Source organism: Halobacillus campisalis, from assembly GCF_030345335.1.
Lineage (GTDB): Bacteria > Bacillota > Bacilli > Bacillales > Halobacillaceae > Halobacillus_A > Halobacillus_A campisalis.
In genome coordinates, this window is the sequence record NZ_JAPVRC010000002.1 from 280,229 (window position 1) to 305,823 (window position 25,595).

General features: G+C 41.5%; 26 protein-coding genes. 20 read left to right on the top strand and 6 right to left on the bottom strand.

Going from position 1 to position 25,595, the window contains the following annotated elements:
- Positions 1-117: 117 nt before the first annotated feature.
- Complete coding sequence (locus tag O2Q26_RS05560; protein ID WP_253933871.1) at positions 118-315, top strand: cold-shock protein; 198 nt, start codon at positions 118-120, stop codon at positions 313-315.
- 55 nt (positions 316-370) lie between these two features.
- Here O2Q26_RS05560 and O2Q26_RS05565 read toward each other — a convergent pair whose 3' ends face one another.
- Positions 371-823, bottom strand: a complete 453-nt coding sequence (locus O2Q26_RS05565) for a hypothetical protein (RefSeq protein WP_289214946.1) — start codon at positions 821-823, stop codon at positions 371-373.
- A gap of 276 nt (positions 824-1,099) precedes the next feature.
- Between O2Q26_RS05565 and O2Q26_RS05570 the strand changes: the two genes are divergently transcribed.
- The 9 genes from O2Q26_RS05570 to O2Q26_RS05610 all read left to right on the top strand — a co-directional run bounded on the left by O2Q26_RS05570 (position 1,100) and on the right by O2Q26_RS05610 (position 10,731).
- The gene (locus O2Q26_RS05570) at positions 1,100-1,681 is read left to right on the top strand and encodes a cell wall hydrolase (protein ID WP_289214947.1); all 582 of its coding nucleotides are present in this window, start codon (positions 1,100-1,102) and stop codon (positions 1,679-1,681) included.
- 206 nt (positions 1,682-1,887) lie between these two features.
- Positions 1,888-2,451, top strand: coding sequence for a DUF7010 family protein (locus tag O2Q26_RS05575; RefSeq protein WP_289214948.1), 564 nt, complete (start codon positions 1,888-1,890; stop codon positions 2,449-2,451).
- A gap of 505 nt (positions 2,452-2,956) precedes the next feature.
- Positions 2,957-3,193 carry a hypothetical protein gene (locus tag O2Q26_RS05580; RefSeq protein ID WP_289214949.1) on the top strand — a complete coding sequence of 79 codons (237 nt, stop codon included), beginning with the start codon at positions 2,957-2,959 and terminating at the stop codon, positions 3,191-3,193.
- Positions 3,194-3,404: 211 nt separating this feature from the next.
- A complete protein-coding gene (locus O2Q26_RS05585) occupies positions 3,405-3,944 on the top strand; it encodes a DUF1697 domain-containing protein (protein ID WP_289214950.1) in 540 nt (179 codons plus the stop codon).
- A gap of 195 nt (positions 3,945-4,139) precedes the next feature.
- Positions 4,140-4,985, top strand: a complete 846-nt coding sequence (ablB, locus tag O2Q26_RS05590) for a putative beta-lysine N-acetyltransferase (RefSeq protein WP_289214951.1) — start codon at positions 4,140-4,142, stop codon at positions 4,983-4,985.
- A 130-nt stretch (positions 4,986-5,115) separates the two neighbouring features.
- Positions 5,116-6,459 carry an ATP-grasp domain-containing protein gene (locus O2Q26_RS05595; RefSeq protein ID WP_289214952.1) on the top strand — a complete coding sequence of 448 codons (1,344 nt, stop codon included), beginning with the start codon at positions 5,116-5,118 and terminating at the stop codon, positions 6,457-6,459.
- A 14-nt stretch (positions 6,460-6,473) separates the two neighbouring features.
- Entirely contained in the window at positions 6,474-8,444 is a 1,971-nt protein-coding gene (locus tag O2Q26_RS05600; protein ID WP_289214953.1) for a hypothetical protein, read from the top strand.
- A 171-nt stretch (positions 8,445-8,615) separates the two neighbouring features.
- Positions 8,616-9,353, top strand: a complete 738-nt coding sequence (locus tag O2Q26_RS05605) for a YqjF family protein (RefSeq protein WP_289214954.1) — start codon at positions 8,616-8,618, stop codon at positions 9,351-9,353.
- A 292-nt stretch (positions 9,354-9,645) separates the two neighbouring features.
- A complete protein-coding gene (locus O2Q26_RS05610) occupies positions 9,646-10,731 on the top strand; it encodes a GGDEF domain-containing protein (RefSeq protein WP_289214955.1) in 1,086 nt (361 codons plus the stop codon).
- Positions 10,732-10,781: 50 nt separating this feature from the next.
- On the opposite strand, the gene O2Q26_RS05615 is transcribed toward O2Q26_RS05610, so the two are convergent.
- From O2Q26_RS05615 to O2Q26_RS05635, 5 genes are all read right to left on the bottom strand, one after another.
- Complete coding sequence (locus tag O2Q26_RS05615) at positions 10,782-11,441, bottom strand: TetR/AcrR family transcriptional regulator (protein ID WP_289214956.1); 660 nt, start codon at positions 11,439-11,441, stop codon at positions 10,782-10,784.
- A 28-nt stretch (positions 11,442-11,469) separates the two neighbouring features.
- Positions 11,470-12,492, bottom strand: coding sequence for an ABC transporter permease (locus O2Q26_RS05620; protein ID WP_289214957.1), 1,023 nt, complete (start codon positions 12,490-12,492; stop codon positions 11,470-11,472).
- Complete coding sequence (locus tag O2Q26_RS05625; protein ID WP_289214958.1) at positions 12,489-13,211, bottom strand: ABC transporter ATP-binding protein; 723 nt, start codon at positions 13,209-13,211, stop codon at positions 12,489-12,491. Before O2Q26_RS05625 ends, O2Q26_RS05620 begins: the two co-directional genes overlap by 4 nt.
- Positions 13,212-13,825: 614 nt before the next feature.
- A complete protein-coding gene (locus O2Q26_RS05630) occupies positions 13,826-15,376 on the bottom strand; it encodes an alkaline phosphatase (RefSeq protein ID WP_352232215.1) in 1,551 nt (516 codons plus the stop codon).
- A gap of 1,340 nt (positions 15,377-16,716) precedes the next feature.
- Positions 16,717-16,923: a hypothetical protein gene (locus O2Q26_RS05635; RefSeq protein WP_289215333.1), complete on the bottom strand. Its 207-nt coding sequence runs from the start codon at positions 16,921-16,923 to the stop codon at positions 16,717-16,719.
- A 34-nt stretch (positions 16,924-16,957) separates the two neighbouring features.
- On the opposite strand from O2Q26_RS05635, the gene O2Q26_RS05640 reads away from it, so the two are divergent.
- From O2Q26_RS05640 to O2Q26_RS05685, 10 genes are all read left to right on the top strand, one after another.
- The gene (locus tag O2Q26_RS05640) at positions 16,958-17,158 is read left to right on the top strand and encodes a DUF5412 family protein (protein ID WP_289215317.1); all 201 of its coding nucleotides are present in this window, start codon (positions 16,958-16,960) and stop codon (positions 17,156-17,158) included.
- 96 nt (positions 17,159-17,254) lie between these two features.
- Positions 17,255-17,524: a hypothetical protein gene (locus O2Q26_RS05645; protein ID WP_289214959.1), complete on the top strand. Its 270-nt coding sequence runs from the start codon at positions 17,255-17,257 to the stop codon at positions 17,522-17,524.
- Between the two features lie 24 nt (positions 17,525-17,548).
- On the top strand, positions 17,549-17,818 hold the full coding sequence (locus O2Q26_RS05650) for a hypothetical protein (RefSeq protein WP_289214960.1): 270 nt from the start codon (positions 17,549-17,551) through the stop codon (positions 17,816-17,818).
- Between the two features lie 603 nt (positions 17,819-18,421).
- Positions 18,422-19,453, top strand: a complete 1,032-nt coding sequence (locus tag O2Q26_RS05655; protein ID WP_289214961.1) for an XdhC family protein — start codon at positions 18,422-18,424, stop codon at positions 19,451-19,453.
- Positions 19,440-20,060: a nucleotidyltransferase family protein gene (locus tag O2Q26_RS05660; protein WP_289214962.1), complete on the top strand. Its 621-nt coding sequence runs from the start codon at positions 19,440-19,442 to the stop codon at positions 20,058-20,060. The genes O2Q26_RS05655 and O2Q26_RS05660 overlap by 14 nt, the downstream gene beginning before the upstream one ends.
- Positions 20,033-20,938, top strand: coding sequence for an FAD binding domain-containing protein (locus tag O2Q26_RS05665; RefSeq protein ID WP_289214963.1), 906 nt, complete (start codon positions 20,033-20,035; stop codon positions 20,936-20,938). Before O2Q26_RS05660 ends, O2Q26_RS05665 begins: the two co-directional genes overlap by 28 nt.
- Before the next feature lie 51 nt (positions 20,939-20,989).
- A complete protein-coding gene (gene pucD / locus O2Q26_RS05670; protein ID WP_289215318.1) occupies positions 20,990-23,272 on the top strand; it encodes a xanthine dehydrogenase subunit D in 2,283 nt (760 codons plus the stop codon).
- Positions 23,251-23,769 (top strand): (2Fe-2S)-binding protein, encoded by a 519-nt coding sequence (locus O2Q26_RS05675; protein ID WP_289214964.1) that lies wholly within the window; start codon positions 23,251-23,253, stop codon positions 23,767-23,769. The genes pucD and O2Q26_RS05675 overlap by 22 nt, the downstream gene beginning before the upstream one ends.
- 175 nt (positions 23,770-23,944) lie before the next feature.
- On the top strand, positions 23,945-24,769 hold the full coding sequence (locus tag O2Q26_RS05680; RefSeq protein WP_289214965.1) for a creatininase family protein: 825 nt from the start codon (positions 23,945-23,947) through the stop codon (positions 24,767-24,769).
- A gap of 11 nt (positions 24,770-24,780) precedes the next feature.
- The gene (locus tag O2Q26_RS05685; RefSeq protein ID WP_289214966.1) at positions 24,781-25,587 is read left to right on the top strand and encodes an ABC transporter ATP-binding protein; all 807 of its coding nucleotides are present in this window, start codon (positions 24,781-24,783) and stop codon (positions 25,585-25,587) included.
- Positions 25,588-25,595 lie beyond the last annotated feature (8 nt).

The window sequence follows — 25,595 nt, forward strand, 5'->3', positions numbered from 1 at the left end:
TGTTCGTTTACGAATGAAAGCAAAAGTAACTTTAAAGTAACTTTCGTCTGGATTGGATTTGCAGAGCATTAATAGTAATACATTGTGGAAGTAGTTCCACGCAGGAGGTAACAATTTATGTTACAAGGTAATGTGAAATGGTTTAACGCAGAAAAAGGTTTCGGTTTTATTGAAGTAGAAGGACAAGACGATGTATTCGTTCACTTTTCTGCAATCCAAGGCGAAGGTTTCAAAACGTTAGAAGAAAACGAAACTGTTTCTTTCGAAGTCGTTGAAGGTAACCGTGGGCCACAGGCTGCTAACGTTCAAAAATAATAGTTATTAATAAAAAAATCCTTTCCCGGCCGGGGAAGGATTTTTTTATGCTGAATTATGGATACACGCCAAGCTTTACTAATTTTTTAGATATAAAATAAAGTGTAAGGAAACCTGCTGCGTACATAAGAAATGTATAAAAGATATTCCATTTGTCACTGTAGCTTACAATTTCCATAACGATTGATAAGTATTCTAAGCTTGTCATTCCTAATGTGAACAAGGTCAATAATAGATATCGATTCTTTTTTTTATACGCCAGGAAGTAGGTGAATGAGGATCCTGCGATTGTAAAAATTCCTAAGTCGAGGAATATGGAATCTGCAAGCGTCACTTTAGGCATATGGTGCACTTCCCACAAACCAAGATGAATCCCTGCCTGGTTACAAGTAACAGCGATCAGTGCCGTGATTGGAGCTGTCGTGAAAAAAATCTCTGGAGCTTTTCTATACATGTATATACCAAAAATCCAGGGAATGATGAACCCCGCAATGATATTGAACCACATTTTTAATCACCTCTACATAGTGTGCTGGTGTTTTTTGGTTTTTATTCGCTTTTTTTCAAGTGCTTTGTTATTAATAGATTTTTTGATGAAAAAATACTGTGAAATTATAAAAGCTTATCAAAAACACTTAAATAACGGATTTCGGAAGAGCACCTTCCTCTGTCAACTGCTGTCATTGATCTGATCACTGGAAACGTAGGAAATAATTAATAGTTAATCAAAAACTCCTACTATGTTACTTTATAATAGATCAAAAATCAGGGAGGTAGTTTCAAAGTGTTAAAGAAAATGTTGACGGTCGGAACGGCAGCTTTATGCCTTCTAGCTTTTTCATTTCCGACACAGATCTCTGCCGATGAGAATGCACACACCGTCCAAAGGGGCGAATCCATTTATAAAATCGCTGCAAATTACGGGGTTTCTGCACAGCAGATCCAAGCGATGAACAATAAACCGTATGCTCAAATCTTTCCTGGTGAACAGCTGAAATTGCCAGTCACTGCCAATGACTACGAAAAAGACCTGCTCGCTCGTCTTGTTGAAGCTGAAGCTGAAGGAGAAAGCTACGCAGGGAAAGTCGCTGTTGCTACGGTTGTTTTGAACCGAGTAGAAACCGACCGTTTCCCGGATTCCATTCATGGTGTCATTTATGATGGGTATCAGTTCTCGCCGGTACTGAATGGAAGTATCAATGAGCCAGCAAGTCAGGAATCTAAAGATGCTGTCGATGAAGCTCTTGCATACCAAGGCTTCGACAATGGATCCATCTTCTTCTATAACCCGGATAAAGCACAGAGCAGCTATTTGAGCAAACAGGAAGTTACCACAGTCATCGGCAATCATGTATTTCTAAGATAAAAGAGTAAAGAAGCAAGCATTCATTACGAGTGCTTGCTTTTTTAATTGTGTTGGGAAATGAGCTTGATGGTCTGGTCTGTTGCTCTAAGAATTAGGTGGAGGGCAGATATCCTTGCTATAATAATATTGTGATAACCATGAAGCGATGCCGATATAATAAATATAGAACCGCTTCATCATATGAAATAAAATACAGAGGTGCGTATATGAATATATCTGAAATGAAGAGCGAATTGGCGATCAAAAGTAAACATGGAATTTCTTTTTTGACATCAGCAGTAGTCGTATGGCTGCTCATTACTGTGGTTTTTTTGCTGCCTATTGAAATTAATCAGAAGAATGTGTTTATGCTTTTCGCTTCAGGATTAACTTTCCCGCTGGCAATCATTTTATCTAAACTATTTGATGTGGATTGGAAAGCAGAAAATCTTCCCCTCAGTGATTTAGGGTTATATTTAAATTTGGCGCAGCTGATGTATTTTCCTATCATCTTTTTGGTTTTTGCTAAATCTGCAGTCGATATGGCAGCAGTTTTTGCCATTATTACAGCTGCCCACCTGTTTCCGTATGGTTGGCTGTATGATGCAAAAGCGTATTCTTTTTTTTCACCTGTGGTGTCGGTCTTGATCTTTGTTTTATCACTTACACTTTCGATTAAATACTTATGGTTAATCCCCCTTTTGATGTGTGTCGCGCTTTTTGTACTTACCACACTTTTATACAGGAGCTATAAGAGGAAATTATATCGTGAAGAAAAAACAGCCGTTTAACCATCAGGATCGTTCTTATCGATGAACGTATTTTTTCGTTAGAGAACCATTCCTTCCGCCTTCAATACTCTATATATCGTTAATATAATATAGAGTACTCCCAATGTATTTGAGGGAAGGGGGAAGAAGCACGGGAAGACGTTGTTGTAAAAAACAAATATTCGAAAGAGAACCATCTGTATATGTGAAATTGGAGAAGGTATGTCCGAAGATACCAAAGAAAGAAAAAGAAAAATACCCAAAGGAAAAATGTCCAGTTCCTAGAGAACTTACGAGAGTGCCGCAGGTATATACAAGGTTAAGACAAAACTGTTCCACTATATGTGTAGTTGACTGATTCCAGGGGGCCTTCGCCCTTACTATATTAACGCTCCTAGTTTTTGGTAGCGTGTTCTATCTCACCTGATGGGGGCGTTCATAACTTTCTTGCTTGATGAAAAGCATGTTTGCACGTGCAACTACATATCCTACTAGTATAAATTTAAAAAAGTAGGGAGATGAAAGGATGGCTTTCACATTCGGTAAAATGGAGCTGATTCATGACTTGCAGCAGGTGTTCGCGAAACATAACGTTCAAGCAATTAAAGTGAATCAATTAGGCACTTTATTTTTAGTAGAGTCAGATGGCTCCTTGAAGATAGGAGCGGGTGCGACGATCACTTCTTTTGAGTTCCAGCCTAATGAAAGAAAAGCAAGTAGATTTAAATTGATTGATGGAGGGAGTAATAAAGACCGAAAATGATAGAAGATCAGCAAGTTAAAACAAAGGTTGTTGTGAGCCGCAACAACCTTTGTTTTTATTCGGATGTGGCTTTCTAACGTTCTATTTATTATTAGACCACTGAAGCTATTTAGACATATTCTTGGTTATCAAATTCTGCAGGGAGGTAAACCACTCTTACTGTCGAATAACTACATACTACGTAAACCGTAATAGAAAGGCGGAACGAACCATGAAGTATGCTGCACTTCTACGAGGAATCAATGTAGGCGGGAAAAATAAGATGGACATGAAGCTGCTTAGACAGACATTTGAAAAAGCAGGAATGACATCTGTCGTATCTTATATCAATACAGGGAATATCATATTCGATGACGATGAGCACTCTCGTACAGAGCTGACCCACAGTATAGAAAAAGCGATCGAGACTGACTTCGGGCTTGAGATTAAAGTGGTAGTTCGCAGTATGGAGGACTTTCAAAGGCTTATGGAGAACTTGCCGGATTCATGGAAAAATGATCAGGAGATGAAAAGTGATGTTCTTTTTTTATGGGACGACATCGATGCTGATTCCATACTTGAGGAGTTGGACATTAAGGAAGGAATCGATCACGTGATATATGTTTCGGGCGCTGTTCTATGGTCCATCAATAGAAAAAACATAAATAAAAGCGGAATGAAAAGGTTAGCGGGGTCGTCCCTTTATAAACGGATGACGATACGGAATGTAAATACTACACGCAAAATTTATGAACGGATGCAGGAAGAGTGAGATTTCCATGTAAGGTAGCCGCAATTTTATTCGGGCAGTATATTTAGAGCTTCTTTTATTGATCATCAATCAGGGTGATTTGATTTAAGCGGAGTTCTTTCTCTTGAAATTAAGATAACGCAGGTTGCGCAATCATGAAACCTTTTTTCGTTGAATACAATAGCCAATGTACTAATTAAGGAAGGATTGTGATTGATGGAATCTGCTCATATTCAAACGGTCTCGTCTTTGCAAAAAAGAGGATATTTTTATGTGGAACCTGAAAGTAGGAGGATTAAGGTATTTAGGCTGCCGGAAGATGTTCATACGTTTATCCGAAAACTTACTAAGTTAGCGGCGAGGAAAAATTGCGATAAAATTATTATTTACGTAAGACCATACAGTAAAGAAGAAGCGGCTGTAAAAAAATTGTACTATCAATATGAAGGGGAAATTGAAGGTTTTTTTCGAGGAAGCGATACAAAAATATATGCTGATTTCCTACACCCGTCCAGGAATGAGCCGGATCCAGCGAATGTAATCGCTCATGTGAAAGAAATGAACATTAAACCTCAAGCTAAGGGGGAACAACTTGCTTTAGGGTATAAGATGAAGTGGGCTGAGGAAAAGAATTCGAATGAATTAGCAAACCTTTATCGTAAAGTTTTTTCGAAATACCCTACTCCTATTCACGATCCTCACTATTTAGAAAAGCTTTTAAGGGAAGATACTTACTTCTCACTTATTTATAAAGACGAGCAATTAGTAAGTGCTTGTTCGGTGGATATTTTTTCAAAATTTGAAGCGGCTGAGTTTACGGATTGTGCAACGCTGCCCCCACACAGAGGTAAAGGTCTTCTCTCTTATCAGTATATAAAGCTCGAAGAAAAAATGAGAGAGCTCCGTATTCGAACGATGTTCTCTTATACAAGAGCTAAATCGATGGGGATGAATATCGTAGCAGCTCGTCAAGGATTTACATATGGAGGCTGCATGATTAAGAACAGTATGATTGGCTCTGGCTTAGAAGATATGAATATTTGGTATAAATCCCTTGGTTGATGAACAACAGGACGGCACTCAGCGGCTGTCCTGTTTTTACTGTGAAGAAATATCTTGGATGGGCATAAATACGAACCAAATGGAGATTCTAACTAAGTGTTGCAAACATTTTAGGAGCAGGTGAAGATTAATGCCAGTAAGTAATCGTGAAGCAAATTTTAAATTAAATAATCAAAACGATCGCGAACGTGTGAACAGCAGGAAGCTCGGGCCTCTCCAAATTAATCATGAACGCCCGCAAAAAGGTGCCAAGGTTGCTCTGATCGGCTGGAGTATTCCTACAATTGAAGCGATCCAGCAAATTAAAAGACCATACATTGTCATAAGCCACGAAGGTTATAAGGAATATGCTGAACAACACGAAATTCCCTTTCTTTCCTGGGACTTTGGGAAACCTAATCATTATCAAGAGGTGTATGAACGCTCAGCGGAATTATTCGATCAATTGGTGAGTATCGACGTAGGTCACACGATTTCTGTATTTGAGGAATTGGTCGAATGGGCTGGTGCCTTGAATGCACGTCTTCGAGAGGATCCTGCTGTATTTGACCACTCTATTCTTTTTAGAGACAAAGCCATGATGAAACGCAGGGCTCATTTAGGTGGATTAAAAGTTGGAGTTTTTGAAGAAGTTGAAAACAAAGAAGAGGTTCGCAGATTTTTTAAACGGGTGAACTATTCTTTATTGAAAAATCATCAAAACGAGGACGCGGACCCGATCCATTTTAAAGCGTTAAATAAAGCTGGAGCTGCTGGTCATCGTATGATTTTCTCGGAGGAAGATATTGAAAACAAGCTTGCGGAGCAAAGCTTTCCTGGTTTAGTGGAGAGTCATCTGTCAGGGATGGAAATATCGTGTGAGGTATTTATTTATAAAGGTGAAATTCTCTTCTTGAATATGACAGAATATGTGAAGCTCGGTTATTCAAGTATGGTCCCGCCTTCGGAAGCAATTGAACATTATAGGCCATACATTCATAAAGAAGTCGAAAAGTTAATTCAAGCGTTTGATATCCAATTTGGTATGATCCATCCTGAATTTTTTATAACGGATACAGAAGAAATATACTTTGGTGAAGTAGCTTATCGTATTCCTGGAGGACATATTTTTGAATTGATTCAGAAGGTTTACGGTTTTAATCCCTTCGGCGCACATATTCTTTGCTGTGATCCACATACCACTTTAGAGGAATTAGAGAAATTTTTGCCTAAAGAGGTTAAACCCAATGGACATGCGGGCAGCTTTTTAGTCTACCCTCGGAAGAAAAATGCGACTCGTGTTCAGGTTCCCAGAGATTTAGAGGAGCACCCAAGCTTTGAAAGACACACGCTTTACAAACCAACAACTGCTAAATTTCAAGATACAGACGAGGGGTATGGCAATCACTTGGGAACCGTTTTTTTTCACGGAGAAGACAGTGGAGAAATCTCTCAATTGTTAACGGATTACGTGGACTATGATTTTTATGTTTAGGAGGAAACAGGGTTATGTCAGTAAAGGTGGAAATGAATAAAGAAGAAGCATTTGACGAGGCTCTTGACCAATTGGAGGGCGCTTACTCATTTGCTAAGTCCATGTATCAAAGTGAAGTCCTGCAGACTGCAGCGAAATTAATGGGTGAGCCAGATGGTTTCTCGATTCTATACGAGAAAGCTGAAAGGTTTGAACAAGCTGGGCTTTTTCAAGACGGGCCGTGGGAAGATCCATCCAAGCTGCAAGCAAACCTTGTCAAAGGATCTCTGAGATCTGGCGGGATGACTACTATATCTGAGTTGCTCAGTGAAGTGCGAATGGTTGCTATTGCTGAAGGTAAGTATGACCGCGAAGGGGTATCCAAAGAGCAGGCACACTCTTTTTTAAATGAAGTTATGGCTTTGAATGTGGATATTCTTTTTCCAGAAGAAACAGAAGCAGCACGAATCGAAGGGAAAGGGAAAGACAAGGACCGTATGGAAAACTTGTTTCAATTCTTATCCGACAAACTTTCCTTAGCTTCTATATCTAGTCAACTCGTTAAAGAAATTGATGAATTAGTGGCGCAGCGCCCTATTATGGTTAAACGGACAGTAAAAATGGTAAAGCATGCTGAACAATTATTAGAGACAGAAATAGACGCTGTGGACAGAGAAGCCATACAAAAATATTTGGATGCCATCAATGGCAGGACAGCATTGTGTGATAGATGTGACGTGAAGGAATATAGGGATCAACTTAAACATTTAGATGAAGCAGAATTGAAAAAGGAAGCGCGGACTTTTTCTCAATCAATGCATGAAACTGGACTTGTAGCTCCTTATCATATCGTTTTAGTCCGCTATCTTAACAAGCACCATCCTAAATTGCTATCAGAAGCTTTAGCTTTATCAAATAAAGGTCAAGCTAATTTAGAAGAGCATTTGTCCTTCGTGCAAAATCTTATTACGGTAGGCATCCATTTGCCATTAAAACAGTCCTTGTATGGTTTAACTTTGTTATTGGATCGAGGGGTTCTTTCTTCGAATCCTGTTATTCCGGGAATTCGCAGAATTATCGAATTAGACATTCAGCCAACTACCCGCAAAAGTTTGTTGAACTTGGTTAATGGAAATGAAGGGATTACAGCAAATAATATATTAGTTGCCGGAACGATCAGTGTGCTTGGTCAGCCGCTTGGGATTGGGCAAGGGATGAATCCCACCTGCCAGACCGCCCGTGGAATAAGCCTTTGGTCGCTGCATGCGCCTGGTCATCTTCTTGATTTAATAGCCAGGGCGGCAAGGGATGAAGATATTGATATAACGTTTGAAGGACAAACCATTCATTCCAAAGATTTACGTGAAGGATTAGTAGACGATTTGCACGTGGAATTAGATCCTGTTTCGTTAATTTTAGTTCCCCATTTAGACCGAATTTATTCTGAACTTGTGCGCCGCTCCAATTTTAGAGGAGAGGATGTGCATAAATGGGTCAACCCTGTTTATTATGGTAACTGGGTACCTAGAGGGTTCAGTAGTGTCATTGATCCTTTATCAGGTGCTGTTTCAGATTACCGCGGTTTTGTCCGATTGTTTTATGCCACTCATCACCCTGATTATAATGAAGGATACGAACTCATCTATCCAAACCCAGTAGGAATATTCATTACAGATTCGTTTGGTGGATTTTTGGGGCTCCATGCGGTGTCGATTCAGAGAGTAGCTCAACATCAAAATGGAGACGTCCGTATTTATTTTTATAATCCGAATAATGACAGCTCTCAAGACTGGGGGCAAGGCATACAGCCAAGTGTTACAGGTTTCAATGAAATACACGGGGAATCTTCGCTGCCTTTCCATCAATTTGTTGCTCGCTTATACGCTTTCCACTATAACCAATATGAACAAGGTGATGCGTATGCAGTTGATGAACAACTTGTCGAAAAAGTAGAAACGCTGGCGAAAGAAAGCTGGGGAAGTCAGTACACGTGGACATCATTATAAGGGAAATGTCCTTTTTCTTAGGCTTTGTGATATTACCTAATTGTGATGATCCGTTTCGTTGTTTTTTGTTGGAGAAATAGGGTCTTGGGAATAATTCACTTTCCAAGATCAACAACTACTTTTGAATAAAAGTATAGGATAGCGTCGATTTTAAGAAAGAAGGACGACATAATGCATGTGCATCTTGCAGATGATACAAAACGAAAGGGTACACTAATGACGACAGGGAACTGGGTGATGACTCAGAAATGGGAAAACCTTTTATTCATACACATTCCTGTTAGAGAAGAGATTTTGAAAAGTTATATCCCTGACGGTTTAGAGTTAGATGTACATGAAGGAGAAGCTTGGCTCTCCATCATACCTTTTGAAGTCACTGACATGAGAATAAGAAACCTTCCTTCCGTTCCCGGATTGCGTTCTTTTTTAGAGTTAAATGTACGCACATACGTTAAACGTGACGGTGTCCCGGGGGTTTACTTTTTCAGTTTAGATGCAGATAAGAAGTTAGCAGTAATAGGGGCGCGACTTACTACGCTGCCTTATTATTATGCGAATATGAAAATGGAGCGGGTAGGAAATACAATTTCCTTTTTCAGCAAACGAAAGGGGAAGTCTCTGGCCGAATTTCAGGGAGAATATCGTCCGGTAGGGGAGTTGTACGTTCCTAAGCAGGGAAGTCTTGACCATTTTCTCGTGGAAAGATATTACTGCTGGTCTGCCTTTGGAAAGATGTTCATTGAAGTTGGCATCTATCACAGACCATGGAAGCTTCAAAATGCCGAAGTTGAGATTCAAGTAGATCATATGGCCCCGTTCTCGTTTGTGAAGGAATTTGGCCGAAAACCGTTCTTCAAATTTTCACCATCTCTCAGAGCGCTGATTTGGCCGGTGAAATTTATAAAATAAAGGAGCTTTCTTCTATACTAGTGAAGGAAGTTCTTTTGTTTTTGTCAAAATCTGCGCCTTATCTATATCGAAGACCTTGCAGGCTCTCTGCTCTAATTCCTACAAGCCATGTCCAGTACGTTTATTTCTTTTTGACCATATTAAATTGGGTTACAAAAATAGTAAATAAGGAATCACTAAAATTTAATATATTATCGAAAATGTTACTGATTTCCATTAATATAGAAGAAGAGGAAGAAATACCTGAGTCTATAGATTTACATAGAGAATACATAAAATGCGAGGGTTTTACATGTTTATGATACTTAAGGATTTAATAGGAAATGCGGCTGTCATGATGGCTGGGTTTTATGTGCTTGGAAAAATGACAAATGATCCGATCAGCATTCACTCTAATGTAAGAGAGAAGTTTAGAGTGGGATATTTGACTGCGGCCATTGGCTTATTACTCATGCTCTTTTCCATTCAAGTCACTGATCACGTCATGATCGATTTGCGACACGTACCTGTGATGATTTTAGCTTACTATGGCGGATTCATCCCGGCCATAACATCTTCTGTTCTCATTGCTTTATCAAGGTTTCTATTTGGAATTAATGAATCGGCGATTATGGCTTTCGGATTCATGCTCTCTCTTGGAGTCATTATGAGTGTGATTGGCCGGTATTTTAGAAAGGGGAGGTACCGAACCATTCTGCTCATGAACATCATCAGCATGTCTATCATTACTGGCAATTTGTACGTGCTGCTTCCTGATATAGAGAATTTTAGGGAAATCATCGTTTTCTTCTGGCTGATCGCTATTCCTACAGCTCTGTTAGCTACAGCCTTTTTCCGTGATATACAGAATTCCAAAAAAATGTTCATCAAATTCAAAAACGATGCCAAGACCGACTTTTTAACTGGACTGGCAAACGTCCGACAGTTTGACAATACGTTAAATGAATTAATTTCATCATCAAATAGGGGGAAGCAGGATGTTTCTCTTTTATTGATTGATATTGACCATTTTAAAAATGTGAACGACACATTTGGGCATGATGCAGGTGATTCCGTGCTGAAGCAGTTGAGTGAGCTTCTACAAAGAAATGCGCGCCCAACTGATAAAGTGTCTAGAAATGGAGGAGAAGAATTCTCTCTTATCCTTCCTGACTGCTCACTCAACACAGCGCTCAACATTGCCGAAAGAATCAGGCGAGCGGTAGAGGGGCATACGTTTTTGCTGCCTGATGGGAGAGAAATTAACGCTTGTGTCTCTATAGGGGCAAGCAACCTTAATGAAGCTGTGTCATCTCGGGATGATATATTCAAGCGAGCTGATAATGCGTTGTATAAAGCCAAAACAACGGGAAGAAACAAAGTGTGTACGATAGTTTGAGGTTAGAAAAAGCGTGATCTTTTCCTTTTAAAAGGAAGATCACGCTTTTTTTAACTATCAGGCTGTATGCCATGCATCAGCATTCGGATGGTGCGGTCGATTTCTTCATCATCATCCCACTCCGCTTCTGGAAGAATTAAAAAACGGGTGATGATGAACCCTATAATGGTAGTCATTGTGAAACGGATAATGGATGAAGAAGGATAGTCGACAATTAAACCATCCTTTTTAAATTGGGTGACCGCTTCATCGAATTTCGGAAATATTTTTTTGATGAATATGCTTTGAAAAGACTGTTTCAATTCCTCATGAAACGCCATCTCCTGTATAATGATTTTCAAAAGAGGAACGTTCTTTTGTACAAATTCAAACCGGTTGCGGATAATTTTTCGCAGCAGCTGTTCATAACTTTCGGATCTTTCTTTAAACACTTCGCTGACAAATTGATCCGCGAAAAAAGGGACGGTCAATTTTATAATCCCAGGAGTCACAATAGATATTAATAGTTCTTTTTTAGTTTTGTAATGCCGGAAAATGGTGCCCTCAGCTACTCCGGCCTTCTTTGCAATTTCACTTGTAGAAGTTGCTGCATATCCTTTTTCAGCAAAAATCTCAATAGCCGCTTCGAGTATTTTTGCTTGTTTGGGGGTCAATTGAACGTCCTCTTCGCCTGCGTTGATCAGGTGCTGCAAGTAATCTTGTTTATCCACGATAAAGATCCCCCATTTTTTCTTTTTATTATAACTTTCTGTGCCTCTTTAATGCTACTATGTTTAGCAATGTGAATAAAAGAGTAAACCCAAAAAGAACAAAAACCTCAACAGCAAACGATTCAAATCCACTGCCTCGAATCATAATATCACGAAGTGCTTCAGCTCCATACGTAAGCGGCATAATGTTTCCTATAGCGCGCAGCCAAGGATCCAGCGTTTCCAAATTAAACATTCCTGAAAAGAAAACTTGGGGGACGATGACCAGTGGAATGAATTGAATCATCTGAAATTCATTATTTGCAAATGCCGAGAGTAACGTTCCAAGACTAAGAGCTGAAAGAGCGAGCAAGAAAGTGACCAGAAGGACATATAAGAAGTTTCCAGCCATGAACACGTCCAGTGCATAGATGGAGTAAGCGGCAATAATGATGGATTGGATAATCGTAAATAGACCAAACCCTCCTAAATAGCCAATGACGATTTCCCACCTTTTCAACGGTGTGGCCAGACTTCTCTCCAGTGTTCCTTGCGTCCGTTCCCGTATAAATGAAACACCACCTACGATAAATACGAAAAAGAAGATAAAAAAGCCAATTAGAACAGGGCCGACATTATCAAAAAGCTTAATTTCTTCGGACCCGTGATAGTAATGTATTTCCGGCTCCATCCGTTCCTGTTGCGGGTTCATCTGATTCAGGGTCTGCTGTAACGCCATGTTCACAGCCCCGCTGGCGGTCGGATCGCTGCCTTCAAGTGTTAATGCAGGTTTATTTTCTTCCCATTCGAGGACTGCGTCAATTTCCTGGTTCTTCAGAGCGTCTTCAGCTTCATGTCTATCCATAGACATGACCTCTGCTTCATTTTCTAATATTTTCACGAAACGGTCAGGCAAATCGATTGCCGCAATTTCGGGCACATAATCCCCGCTGTCGAGTACAAGCCACATTAAAGTAAGGACGAGTAATGGAGCGGCAAACATTAGCGCGAGACTTCTTTTATCGCGTCGAAACTGACGTAGGATGCGGACGATGATTGAAATAGAATTCACGATTTTCCACCTCCATAATGAAGAAAGGCCTGTTCCATCGTATCTACATGAATGGATTGCTTCAGATCTTTCGGTGATCCTTGTGCTATGACATAACCATCGTGCAAGAGTGCAAGCTCATCGCATTTCTCAGCTTCATCCATTACGTGGGTGGTTACAATGATTGTGGTCCCTTCATTTTTTAATTTATTGAATTCTTGCCAGATCGACTGTCTGAGCAGAGGATCAATCCCGACTGTGGGCTCATCAAGAATTAGAATCTCAGGTTCATGCACTATGGAAATGGCAAGAGAAAGTCTTCGTTTCATTCCACCTGAAAACGTGCGAACAGGTTTTTTCATATGCTTTACAAGGTCGACGATTTCCAGCACTTTTTTAATTCGTTGTTTTCTTTCGGATCGGGAAAGCCCATAAATAGAAGCGAAGTAATCGATGTTCTCATAGGCTGTTAATTCCGTATAAAGTGCATCTGATTGAGCCATAAATCCGATGTTTTTCATTTTCTTCAGAGAAGGCATTTGGGTTTCTTGAACGACAGAAGAGCCTTCAGTAGGGTACAAAATCCCGGTTATAATTTTAACGAGTGTTGTCTTTCCTGATCCTGAAGGGCCGAGTAAACCGAAAATCACTCCTTTATCAATCTCAATATTTATACCTTTTATAACTGTTTCAACTCCAAATGAATGAGCAATGTGGTTTAAACTGATCACCTTTTCCATTTTTCTCTCCTCCTAAGTGAGTGATTACTCACTTATATAGTACTTCTACTTTCTCCTTTTGTAAAGTGAGTACTCACTTTTTCATGTTTGGATTAGTTGGTTGATTGACTTTAGAGTGATATTGCCTAATTTTCTTAAGAGCTCACTCCAAAATTAGATGTAATACATATAAATAATGAATAGCAGTCACAAAAAGTGGTTTTCCTTGCGGATGGAACGCTGGCTTCTGGGGAATTCAGTGTTTGTGAAAGATATTTCTTGTGTGCTCCTCCGAGTAAAATTATAGACAGTCAGATCACGGATTTTCGATGCTCGATCTGTGAAACGACCTGTGAAGTTTCAATTTTGCTTTGTCAGGATGTGAAGGTGGAAGCTAGTGTCAATGTCAGATTGGAAGCACCTTTCTGTTTGCCTCGCGAGCAGGTTGTGACAGGCGAGTGTACACCTTTAATTCCGCCGTTTCAGTGTCCCGTCACGTTTCCTGCAGAATCAACCATTGGTACGGATGAACCTGCAAGCCGTGATGAGTTAAGCAAGAGTCAAGTAGAATCTTTTTGTATCAATAATTAAAAAACAGGAAGCCTGGTTGGCTGCCTGTTTTTTAATTTACTTCATTATTTTCCAATATCCTGTTTTAATTCATCGAGCATGTACAAGTTCTGAGGAGCGGAGCCATTATAACCTTCCATTTCATAGCTATCTGCAATTTCACCGCGGAATGTAAGACTGGATGGATAACCATTGGATTTCAAGTAATCAACTACACTCCATTCGTTCCAGCCTTGCATGGGTACGGCATAACTTATTCCGTTCTGGTCTTTCCATGAATCGTCCCCGTTTGAAGCGCCTGTCAATTCGACGCCCATAGATTCAGCCATCTTTTTCGGAAGATCCGTGTTGTTGACTAATCCGGAAAACTCATCAGAGGAAGGTCCGTAAGCGTAAATCGGTACATCCACTCCTGTGTGAGCGGAGCTGGTCCATCCGACAAGAGCACGATCGCTGACGATATCATTAATGACATTGGCCGTTTCCTCAGCAGATCGGATCTCTTCCACTTCTTCTTCGGTAAGCTCAAGTCCAGTGTGTTCTTGTACAACCTGTTCTATGTTGGATGCATCTTCATTTAGTTGTTCAGCCATTTGTTCACCTGTCGCGCTGATACCTTGAACGATATCCTGCTTCACGTCATATTCTCCGTTTGATCCGACTGTCATTCCGCCAGTTTCATGGTCTCCGGCAATAACGACAAGTGTTTCTTTATCCTGTTTCGCATATTCCAATGCCTCTTCAACAGCTTTTTCAAACGCAGCCACATCATTCATAGCCCAGGCTGCATCGTGAGCATGCCCCGCCCAATCGATTTGACTGCCTTCGACCATTAAAAAGAACCCATCTTCATCTTGGGATAGAGAGTCGATCGCTGTCGACGTCATTTCGGAAAGGCTCGGTTCTTCCGTCTGTTCCCTTCCTAATTCCGAGCTGAGAGGCCCGTCAGCAAATAAACCGAGTATTTTCTCTTCATTTTCCAAATCCATTAATTGATCTTTATTTTCTACAAAAGAATAGCCATCATCTTGTGCTTGCTGTAAAAGGTTCTCTTCCTGCTGGCCGCCTTCAGATTCAGGGAGAAAGATTTCTTTTCCGCCACCAAGAAGCACGTCTACATCATGTTCAAGAAGCTGAGGTGCAATTGATGCTTCATTATCACGATCAGCTACGTGAGAAGCGAATACGGCAGGTGTGGCGTGAGTAATTGTAGAGGTGGCCACAAGTCCAGAGGATTTGCCCGCATTTTCAGATGCGCTTAGAATACTGTCTAACTCCTCCCCATCAGGGGTAACACCAACCATTCCATTGTTTGTTTTCTCGCCAGTTGCCATTGCTGTACCAGCAGCTGCGGAGTCTGTCACTTCTGTATCATTTGAATAAGTTTTCATCATCCCTTTAAGATGAGGATCGAACACTGAATCTTCTCCTTTAAACCAGCGGTAATTTGTTGCATAACCAGCAGAATAACCGTCAGGAATCATGTAGATCACATTTTTAACTTCACTAGTGTCTCCGTCACTCCCGCTGGCGTTTACTTCTTGGACGCCGCCTAAACTACCTCCGGCAAACAAAATGGTCGAACATACTAACAGTGCAGCAGATTTCTTGATCATAATCGTTCTCCCTTCTGGTATGTAATGGATGATTCATCTTTAATAGTAAGAGTGTTTTGTTAACAGAACAACATAATAATGTAAATTTGTTGAAAATTAAGAAAAATAATCATTTTTACCCGATTTTTGTATGAGAAGAACTTACTAAACCTTCCGAAGCACGAGAGACTTTAGTTGGGGTTCTCCTAGTCTATGAAAAGAACGCTATTATCATAAAATGGTAAAGTATATAGTAACTTGGCTTTATAGCAGAAAACAGTGAACTCCGCAGGGTTTTTAGATAACTCTGACTCATTCATGATATAATTTCCTAGTCAATAAATAATGAGCCGATGAATGTAGCCATTTTAAAGTCTAGTGAAAATTTCAGAAGGTATCCACGGCTCGGCCAAATGGATACCGCCTTACAGATTACCGATAAGCTCATCCGAGGTTGGAGAAATGGGCTCCTTTATCTAAAAGAGAGAATTTGTAGCGACAGGAATAGGGGCTCTTCATGGAGTCCTTTTTGTTCATCAATTTTTCTTATAGTTATGAAGCTCATCATATTTTAAATGTAATGGATGTAGCCACATGTGAAACCAGACGCTCTTTCATTCGTAAATAATAGACGAATGCATAGTTCAAAAAGGAACACGCTCAAACGAAAAGCGAGGGAGGAAACCATGAAAGACTCCACCACAAAAGAGAAGCCTAAAGACGATATTTCAGGTCTGATTATTCCTCCTGTGGCTTTTTTTTTCTGTCTTTTTTGTTTTAGAATCTCTTTACATTGAACCGTTGATTGCAAAGGTCATCTTGTCCTTTGCGTTATTTATTGGAGTTGTGTTCTTGCTGAAATTTATTGAGAAATGGATAAGAAGAGTGTTGGGGATTAGAAATAGAAGCGTCAACTCTGGTTATCGAGTAACCGTCCTAATCGTTTCTCTTATAACGTGTTTCTTTATTTTTGATTAGCTTTGTTAAACGTGGTTGATAGTTGTTTCGAAACATAGTTATTCAATAATAGGACAAGATTGTAGAAGACTTCACTCAGAGATAACCCGGGGTTGGGAAGCTACTCGCTTTCCAATCATCCTATATAAATCTCTATAGAAAATTGTTTACCATGGGACACTTATTATGAGAATCAGCATATGTTTGCATTTCCTTAAAGCGGTTTCGACATACTTATTAGGCAGTGGGACGGCAGGAAACGGTGAGACTCTCCTGTGGGATCAGCGGGACAGTTCGAAAAACTTTACAGGGAGGGATTATTTGAAAAAGAGATTTCATTTATGGGCATTTTATCTAACAATAGCTTGTTTGGTTTTTCTGTTCGAAGACCTATACTCAGGCTTCTATAATGATTGGTCAATTCGTCCGCCGATGTACATTCTATGGTTCATTTCTTTCACGGCGTTCATTTTTGGGATAAAAGGTTTTGCATACCATCTTAATTGGTTAACAAGAGTAAGAAGCTGGATAACGGTTATAATTTCAGGCTGCTTATCCTTGCTTCTTATTCTGCCCGCTTTAATCCCTTTTTCTAAGGCTGAACAGCTCATTGAGTCCTCTCATTCTCCGGACAATAAATATGAGGTGAATGTATACCTTATGAATGGAGGAGCTGCGACTTCCTTTTCTGTAAAAGGGGAATGGGAAGGACCGCTTTGGTTCAAAAAGAGGGTGTATTTCAATGACAGAGCGGGGCATGCAGACGTAGAGTGGGAGGATGAGCATACGATTACGATAAACAATCGAACATTGAACTTACAGTCAGGAGATACTTTTAATCAATAAGCTGCGTACCAGTGGACTCTAAGGTAAGTGAGCTCTCTCGGAAAAAATTTCCGCTACACAACTGACGTATTTCTTTAACATAGCTGACTAAGAGGAATGAGGGAAACATTAATGGAAGAGGTTCTTTCAATTATATTGATTATATCACTTATCACTTCCGTTATCGTTTTGATTCGGAAAAGGAAAAAAGCTGGCGTGACGGGTATGAAAAGTACTCTGACGTCCATTTGTTTTTACTTAATTGCTGTAACTAATCTTGCAGCTTACTGGTTTGGTTTTTTAGGGATTTTCAACTGGATACTTACGATAATTCTACTATTTGCGGGTGCTTATTTTACTAAGTACCTGACGCCTGCTGCAGCGTAATGGCCGGCAATAAGGAGGTTAATAATGGAAAAAGAAAAGAAAACTAATTATTTGCTTATGGGTATTGGGAACTTAGGTAATCTGCTGATAGGTTTAGCTGCGATGAGATTAACAAGTCTGCTTGGGGATTCTACAGGTTACGGACTGGCTTTCGCTGGATTCTTATTAGTGATCATTTATCAAGATTATTTGGAAAAGAAAGTAGGAATTCAAAATAAGGAACGTTACATAAGCCGGGGGATTCTAGTCATAGTATTTACTGTTTTAGCTTTTGTTCTATATTCTCCAATCTAAAGATTATATAGTTTTCCGTATGTCAAACAATGAGTGCATCTATCCTTTGCAAGTTATTTCTCTAAGATGTATAGGAGTTGAACGCTCAATATACGACAGGGAATAAGGGTTGGATTTTCTTTTCTTCTTACAGCTTTAATTGGGTTTGTATCCATTTATTATGGAGGGAATTGGCTGATTGGCCAGATTGCCTCAGGTTGGTTGAGGATGCCGCTTTTTATCCTTATTGTAGTTATTGTCATCGGTAGTCTGCGTTATTTGTTGCATAAATTTGAAAGAATAAGTGGTGGAGTGTTTCACTCTTAATAATAAGAATAACCTCCAAGCCGCCAGGTCTGATGAACACCTCAGTCCTGGCGGCTTTTTGTGCTGCTTCAGAAACTGACGAAATAAAGGTTCAATACGTATTGTATAGAACAGCTAAAAATATTCTGATAATTCATACAAGTTAACTAATGACAAAATATATAATTTGTCTTACGATTATATATAACAATAAATGTTAACTTTAATGACATTAAAATAAAAAGTAGTATAATATGTCAGGGAATATAACATGAATGATTTCGGGAATGAAACTATTTAATAAAGGAGAAGCGCTCCATGGAAGATATCCACGTGATACTTAAAGAAATGACGGAAGCTGGTGTTGATGGTGTTCTGGCTACAATCATCGAGGTCGAAGGTTCTGCCTATAAAAAGGAAGGCGCATCGATGGTTTTTAAAAAGGACGGTACTCAAGTGGGGATGTTGAGCGCAGGCTGTTTAGAGGAAGATTTAGCTGCGCGAATCGAGCATAATCATTTAGGGGAAAAAACGGAAACGCTCATCTATGATATGAGAAGTTATAACGAACTATCATGGGGAGAAGGGTCAGGATGTAATGGAGTGATCCACGTTTTGGTGGAACCGGTGACTGTGGAGCTGATCCAAAAATTGCAGCAAGTAAAAATCTGCTTAGATAAAAGGCAATTTGTCACCAGTGTAAAGTTTTTAAACTCATCCAGTAACGAACGTGATTGTTTCATAACTGAAGACCAGGAAGTATTCGGCGGTGTGGCCGAAGATCTCCCGCACCTCCTGCCTTTAGTAAAGAAAGTTAATCCTGGAAAACAGACTTTGACCCATAGTGACGATGTGTTCGTGCAGACCTATGAACCAAAACCTCGCTTATTTGTATTCGGTGCTGGTAAGGACGCTATGCCTCTCGTCAGCTTCGCTGGGAAATCGGGCTTCTCTGTTACAGTTTCGGATTGGAGGCCTGCTCTTTGCGGTAAGGCAAATTTTCCTGACGCTGACCGTATTCTTCAAGGCTTTCCGAACGAAGTAATGCCGGACATGAATGTGACACCTGACGATTATGTCGTGGTTCTGACTCATAATTTTCAAAAGGATAGAGAAATCATCTCTTACCTTATCGATAAGGAGCTTCGTTATTTAGGGATTTTAGGTTCTGGAAAACGGACGAAGAGGCTGCTTGGCACTCGAGAGGTTCCCTCCCGCATTACTTCTCCTATCGGGCTTTCCATCAATGCGAAGGGGCCGGAAGAGATTGCGATCAGCGTCGTGGCCGAGTTGATTCATCTCAAAAACTCTTCGACGTTCAAAAGGCGGCCTGCCCGTGAAACCTCATGAAATCTGTGGAGTAGTTTTAGCGGCGGGAAAAAGTAGTAGAATGGGCAGGAATAAGCTTACCTTACCCTTTGAAAGAACGACGATTGGCGGCCATACGCTGCAGACGGCTCTTGACTCACGTTTGGATCACGTATTTCTTGTGACGAAGGAAGATGATGAGTTGGAATGGCTTACTGATAAGATTCTTCGGTCATCTAAATGGTCACAAGTGAAATGCAGAGAGGCTCATCTCGGCCAGGCTTATTCCTTAAGGTGCGGAGTCGAATCGGCACGTAAAATGAACGCATTAGGGATGCTAGTTATGCTGGGGGACCAGCCTTTAATAAAGGTGGAAATGATAAATTCATTACTCGAACGTTTCCGGATTGCTTCTCACCCCCCCTATGCAGCTTCTACATATGAGGGGCGCATCCAGCCGCCTATCCTATTTTCTTCAGACTTATATCCAATGCTTCAAAAGTTAGAAGGAGATGAAGGAGCAAGAAGCGTGTTACGCAATCAATCGATAACCAATGGGATAACGGTGGATTTCAAAGAAGGGAGCTGCTTCTATGATATCGATACTGAGGAGGATTATGAATGGTTAACGAACATGAGCCGCTCATGAGTGGGAAACCTCCAACTTTACCTGTTCCTACGAAAGTTTGGCGGCCCTCCGATCTGTCAGAAGCCTGGGAGGTAAAAAGGCAGTATGGCACTGAGGCCCGTTATATAACAGGTGGGACTTTGATTCAACTTCAAAGGGAGCAAGGAACGCCGCTGGCTAAGCATTTAATCAGTTTAGATAAAATCAATGTATTGGAAGGTTTTGATCATTTAGAGGATGAAGGACAATTCAAGCTGCGGATAGGAGCTTTAACCACTTTGTCCGACTGTCACCGTAATGTATTCATTGAAGAATATTGGCCGATTCTGGCAGAGGCAATCAGGCATGTCGCTTCTCCAGCTGTTAGGAATCGAGCAACAATTGGAGGCAATGTCTGTTATCAAGTAGGGGATGTTATACCAGCGTTAATGGTTTTGGAAGCGGAAGCAGTTTCATTTGATGGCACTACTTATCTCAGCAATGATATAGCAACGTACATACAATTAATAAACGGGGAGGATCATCCGATTCTCGCGTCCATATCTTTACCTGAACCGCCTGTATCTGCACAAGTCCTCTCTTTTTTTAAAAAGGTGGGGCGCAGGGAAGCTTTTATCCCTTCAATAGTAACAGTGGCTTGTCAAGGATGTATCAATGAGTCGGGGGAAGTGGAATATATTCGATTAGCTGCCGGAGGAGGGACCGCTTCTCCCAAACGTCTATACGAGTGTGAACGTTTCGTACAAAATAAAGTGTTAATCGAAGAGGATCTTGGACGCTTATATGAAATGGTTCTGCAGGAGTACGTTCCAGCAAGCGACCCATTCACCACAGCTGATTATCGTAAAACTGTAGCGGCGAACGTGATTGTCTCCGAGTTTGAGAAGCTTATCCAATGAAGGTGCAGATTACCGCCTTTATAAAAGAAGGGAGAATGTATCGTGCAGCAGATGAAAGCATCTGAGAAAAGAAACAGGAAGCGGCCGGATGGGCCAGATAAAGTTACAGGCCGGTTGAATTACTTAACCGATCTTCATTTCCCGAATATGCTCTATGGAAAAATAAAACGGAGCGCTTATCCGCATGCCAGAATCCTCTCTATTTATACGGAAGAAGCGGAACAACTACCTGGAGTTCGTGCGGTAGTCACTTTTAAAGATGTTCCGGGTCTGAATGCTTTTGGCATCGTGACTCCTGATCAGCCGGTACTTTGTGAAGACACCGTCCGCTACGTGGGAGATGCTGTCGCTGCTGTTGCCGCTGATACGAAAGAAATTGCGGAGCATGCTTGCTCCTTGATTGCAGTAGAGTACGACCCCCTGCCGGTAGTAGATGATCCGGCTAAAGCACTAGATGCTGGAACACCACAGCTTCATCCCGATGGTAATCTTCTTCATAAGGCACACTTTTATAAAGGGGATGTTGATGATGCCTTTTATAAATGTACAGAAATAATAGAAGAAACGTATCAAGTTCCACGGCAGATGCACACCTATATGGAAACAGAAGGTGGTGTGATTGTGCCGGAACCTGATGGTACGCTTACTGTTTATGTAGGGACGCAGCACGGTTACAAAGACCGTTTCCAATTATCGAGAATCTTGAACTTGCAGGAGGAGAAGATTCGTATCGTCTCTAGTCCCATGGGCGGCTCTTTCGGTGGAAAAGATGAATTGAACATTCAGCCATATGGAGCATTGTTAGCCCTTGCTTCAGGGCGGCCGGTAAAAATCCATCAGACTAGACAGGAATCTGTGATTTCTGGACTGAAGCGCCATCCGATGCGCATTACGATGAAAACGGGAGTAGCCGCTGATGGGAAGATTATTGCTCATAGGGTCGACATACTTGCAGATACAGGTGCTTATTCTACGCTTGGTCCGGCCATTCTTGAATTTGCAGTGGAACACTCGACAGGGCCTTACGTCATCCCGAATGTGAAAACGGAGGGTGTGTCTGTTTTTACGAATAATGGGGTAGCCGGAGAGTTCCGCGGGTTCGGCGGTAATCAAGTCACTTTTGCTTTAGAAGGACAAATGGATCGGCTGGCGGATAGATTAGACGTTGATCCGCTTGAATTTCGCAGGCTTAACCTTCGGAAAAGAGACGAAATCGGACCGATTGGACAACGGATAGCCCCTACAGATGGAGCGTATCAAGTACTTCAATCCATTAAAGATCACCGACAGTTGAAAATAAAAGAGGAAAATGAGATGCCGGACAAGTGGAAGGTGCGTGGAATTGGTACAGCTATCACGATGCATGGCGGAGGGCTCGGATATGGACGTTTAGACCCTGCAGGAGGAAGACTCTGTTTAAAAGAAAATGGGAAAATCGAAGCGGCTTTCGGATTTGAAGAAGCCGGCCAGGGAATTTTAGGAGTGATTGAGACGATTGTAACTGAAGAGCTGGGATGTTCAGTATCAGATCTATCGGTTGTGATCGGTGACACGTCCCTTGTGCCTTCTTCAGGATCGACGACGGCTTCACGAGGAACGAGCATGGTCTGGCATGCTCTGCAGAAGATGAATAAACCTTTTCGTAAGCTGCTGATAGAAAAAGGAGAAGCTTTAACGGGTGTAGAAGCCCATCGATTGCAGACAGGTAAAATCGGTCTCTTTGTAACGGCTGATGATGGAGAAGAAATTCCCATCATCACCTATGAAGAATTAGCTCAGCAAAGCACAGAAGAAGAGATGACCATATCCACGAACTTTGATTTTCCCACCACCCCCGATCCAATTGATTCTGGTCACTTTTTATATACGTTTGGAGCGGTTCTGGCTCAGGTGGAAGTCGATCTGTTAACTGGAAAGGTAAAAGTGATCGATCTTGATCAAGCGATTGCAGCGGGACCAGTTGTCAACTACCTCGGGTACAAGGGTCAAATTGAAGGGGGAGGCGTCATGTCTCTCGGTTATACACTGCTGGAAGATGCTTTGATGTCAGAAGGAGAGTATATGACCCAGAACTTAGATGCTTATCTGATCCCCGGCATCGGTGACGTTCCTTTTACTATGAAAGTAGAGGCAATCGAAACATTGCAAGAAGACGATTCTTATGGTCCTCGCGGTGTCGGGGAAATCGGCAGTGTAGCAGTAGCGCCAGCTATAGCCAAAGCGATTCAAGAAGCTGTCGGTTACTGGGTACGCAGTCTTCCCGTATCTTCAGAGGAGGTTTTAGCGGAAGTAAGTAAGAGGAGGGTCAATCCATGGACAAAAGCGATGCAGTAAATGTGCAAACAGAAAATGTACCGGTCATCGACCTGAATCTTACAATCAATGAAAATCCGGTGAAATTGCAGGTGGAGCCGACTGCGAGGTTAGTCGATATCCTGAGGGATGAATTGCAGCTGACAGGTACTAAAATTTCCTGTGGAATCGGCCGCTGCGGCGCATGCTCCGTCATGATTGATGGACAGCTTGTCAACGCGTGCCTCACGATGGCTTACCAGGCAGATCAAACGTCAATTACGACGATCGAAGGAGTCAGCAGGGACCAGGAGATTGATCCGATTCAAAAAGCATTTTTGGAAGAGGGAGGATTCCAATGTGGATATTGTACGCCAGGCATGGTCATGGCGGTGAAAGTTCTATTAGAAGAAGTGCCTGTCCCAACAGAAGAGGACATCAAAATGGCGTTATCCGGAAATCTTTGTCGATGTACCGGGTATGGCGGCATCATCCGTGCTGTTCAGAGAATGGCAGCAGAAAACAGTGAGGTACGTTAGTAAGACTCATCTTTTTTGTTAATTTTTCATCGGAAATGACAGGGCGCTGGGGCGCGACGATTCTCCTGCGTATACCTTTTATAAGCTGACATTGCACTAATTTTCGTCGAATTAAAGCAAACGTATATCACCAAAAGACTGAATATTTTGAAAAAAAGTTAAGGAGGGAAATGAAATGATCAATGAAAGGTACTCTGGAAAAGCTTTCAATGAAAAGTTCTTAGCTCGGCTCACGTCCAAACAAGTGAAAGAGATGGACAAGGAAGATGCACTCGTTGTACTGCCCATTGGCGCTATAGAGCAGCATGGACCTCACATGCCGGTGTATACAGATGCGCTTATCGGGGAAGGGCTGCTGGCTCAGACATTCGAACATTTCACCAATGAGCACAATATTTGGATGCTCCCCCCGCTGCCTTATGGAAAGAGTACAGAGCACCTCGGTATGGCAGGGACAATGACGTTGTCAGCTTCTACTTTACAGGCCGTTGTCAGTGATATTGCTGAGAGTGTCAAAGAAAGCGGGTTTCGCCGCCTTGTCCTTTTTAACTCTCACGGAGGCAATCACGACTTGTTGAATATGGTATCACGTGAAATCAGGATCCAGACAGGGCTAATGGTGTTTCGACTGAATTCTTCAGAGGGTCATGGATTAGATGGCATCGTATCTGAAAAAGAACAGAAATTCGGAATTCATGGCGGGGAAGTAGAAACTTCGATGGTACTCGATTTTAAGCCCGGCTGGGTAGATATGAAGCGGAGTCCGATTGATTTTGTTGAACTTCCCGAAGATAATCAACACTTGTATTTAAAAGGAGGCTGTTATTTCGCCTGGGTCATGGATGATATTTCTTATACTGGGATGGCTGGAGACGCGACTAAGGCCACTAGGGAAAAAGGAGTAAAAATCAATGCCAGAACAAGTGAGTTTCTTGCAGAAGTTTTTCAAGAAATGAGCCGTTTTGAAATCGAGGACCTAAAAAAACAAGCGGTGAGATGAGGAGTGAACATATGAAAACAGCTCAATCGTTAGTGCAAGAAAGACAGCCGGAAGAAATGGAGAAGACGCCGATTGTTTCCATGCATCAAGTCGGTAAGGTGTTTCCAAATGGGTACACAGCTGTAGAGAATGTCAACACGTCAATAAAAGAAGGTGAGTTCGTATCCTTTGTCGGACCGTCCGGCTGTGGAAAGTCGACGATTTTTAAAATGATTTCCGGTTTGATCTCTCCTTCTGAAGGAGAGTTGGAAATATTAGGGGAATCCGGGAGTGATCAGCAACAGCAGAGTAATGATGTTGGGTTCGTATTTCAGGATTCCACTTTATTACCGTGGCGTTCGGTAATAAAAAATGTCATGCTGCCTCTCGAATTTCAGAATCTATCGAAGGCGGAAATGAAAGAGCAGGCTGAGGAAGTGCTCGAACTGGTTGGGTTGAAGGATTATGCGGAAGCACTGCCGCGTCAGTTATCCGGCGGGATGAGGATGAGGGTATCCATTGCCCGGGCGCTCGTTGCTAAGCCAAAGCTGCTATTGATGGACGAACCGTTTGGCGCTCTTGATGAAATTACTAGGCAAAGTTTACAAAGTGAGCTGCTCAGAATATGGGAGTCCCAGAAAATGACGGTACTATTCATTACCCATAATGTGTTCGAAGCTGTGTATTTATCAACGAGGGTAGCAGTTATGACCCCTGGCCCTGGTAAGATCGCGTCGTCCGTAGATATACCGATGCCCTTTCCCCGTACAGATAAGGTGAGGACTTCTCACCAATTCAGCGACATCGTCGGTAAAGTCTCCCAGAATTTAAAATTTTGACAGGAGTG

Excerpts from the sequence above, each read along its gene's own strand:
- O2Q26_RS05585 (WP_289214950.1), top strand. The coding sequence starts at position 3,405 with ATGAAGTATGCTGCACTTCTACGAGGAATCAATGTAGGCGGGAAAAAT.
- O2Q26_RS05575 (WP_289214948.1), top strand. The coding sequence starts at position 1,888 with ATGAATATATCTGAAATGAAGAGCGAATTGGCGATCAAAAGTAAACAT.
- O2Q26_RS05625 (WP_289214958.1), bottom strand. The coding sequence starts at position 13,211 with ATGGAAAAGGTGATCAGTTTAAACCACATTGCTCATTCATTTGGAGTT.
- O2Q26_RS05685 (WP_289214966.1), top strand. The coding sequence starts at position 24,781 with ATGAAAACAGCTCAATCGTTAGTGCAAGAAAGACAGCCGGAAGAAATG.
- O2Q26_RS05595 (WP_289214952.1), top strand. The coding sequence starts at position 5,116 with ATGCCAGTAAGTAATCGTGAAGCAAATTTTAAATTAAATAATCAAAAC.
- O2Q26_RS05580 (WP_289214949.1), top strand. The coding sequence starts at position 2,957 with ATGGCTTTCACATTCGGTAAAATGGAGCTGATTCATGACTTGCAGCAG.
- O2Q26_RS05600 (WP_289214953.1), top strand. The coding sequence starts at position 6,474 with ATGTCAGTAAAGGTGGAAATGAATAAAGAAGAAGCATTTGACGAGGCT.
- O2Q26_RS05645 (WP_289214959.1), top strand. The coding sequence starts at position 17,255 with ATGAGGGAAACATTAATGGAAGAGGTTCTTTCAATTATATTGATTATA.
- O2Q26_RS05655 (WP_289214961.1), top strand. The coding sequence starts at position 18,422 with ATGGAAGATATCCACGTGATACTTAAAGAAATGACGGAAGCTGGTGTT.
- O2Q26_RS05560 (WP_253933871.1), top strand. The coding sequence starts at position 118 with ATGTTACAAGGTAATGTGAAATGGTTTAACGCAGAAAAAGGTTTCGGT.
- O2Q26_RS05610 (WP_289214955.1), top strand. The coding sequence starts at position 9,646 with ATGTTTATGATACTTAAGGATTTAATAGGAAATGCGGCTGTCATGATG.
- O2Q26_RS05675 (WP_289214964.1), top strand. The coding sequence starts at position 23,251 with ATGGACAAAAGCGATGCAGTAAATGTGCAAACAGAAAATGTACCGGTC.
- O2Q26_RS05565 (WP_289214946.1), bottom strand. The coding sequence starts at position 823 with ATGTGGTTCAATATCATTGCGGGGTTCATCATTCCCTGGATTTTTGGT.
- O2Q26_RS05680 (WP_289214965.1), top strand. The coding sequence starts at position 23,945 with ATGATCAATGAAAGGTACTCTGGAAAAGCTTTCAATGAAAAGTTCTTA.
- ablB (WP_289214951.1), top strand. The coding sequence starts at position 4,140 with ATGGAATCTGCTCATATTCAAACGGTCTCGTCTTTGCAAAAAAGAGGA.
- O2Q26_RS05605 (WP_289214954.1), top strand. The coding sequence starts at position 8,616 with ATGCATGTGCATCTTGCAGATGATACAAAACGAAAGGGTACACTAATG.
- pucD (WP_289215318.1), top strand. The coding sequence starts at position 20,990 with ATGAAAGCATCTGAGAAAAGAAACAGGAAGCGGCCGGATGGGCCAGAT.
- O2Q26_RS05665 (WP_289214963.1), top strand. The coding sequence starts at position 20,033 with ATGGTTAACGAACATGAGCCGCTCATGAGTGGGAAACCTCCAACTTTA.
- O2Q26_RS05630 (WP_352232215.1), bottom strand. The coding sequence starts at position 15,376 with ATGATCAAGAAATCTGCTGCACTGTTAGTATGTTCGACCATTTTGTTT.
- O2Q26_RS05635 (WP_289215333.1), bottom strand. The coding sequence starts at position 16,923 with ATGAGCTGTTCAGCCTTAGAAAAAGGGATTAAAGCGGGCAGAATAAGA.
- O2Q26_RS05650 (WP_289214960.1), top strand. The coding sequence starts at position 17,549 with ATGGAAAAAGAAAAGAAAACTAATTATTTGCTTATGGGTATTGGGAAC.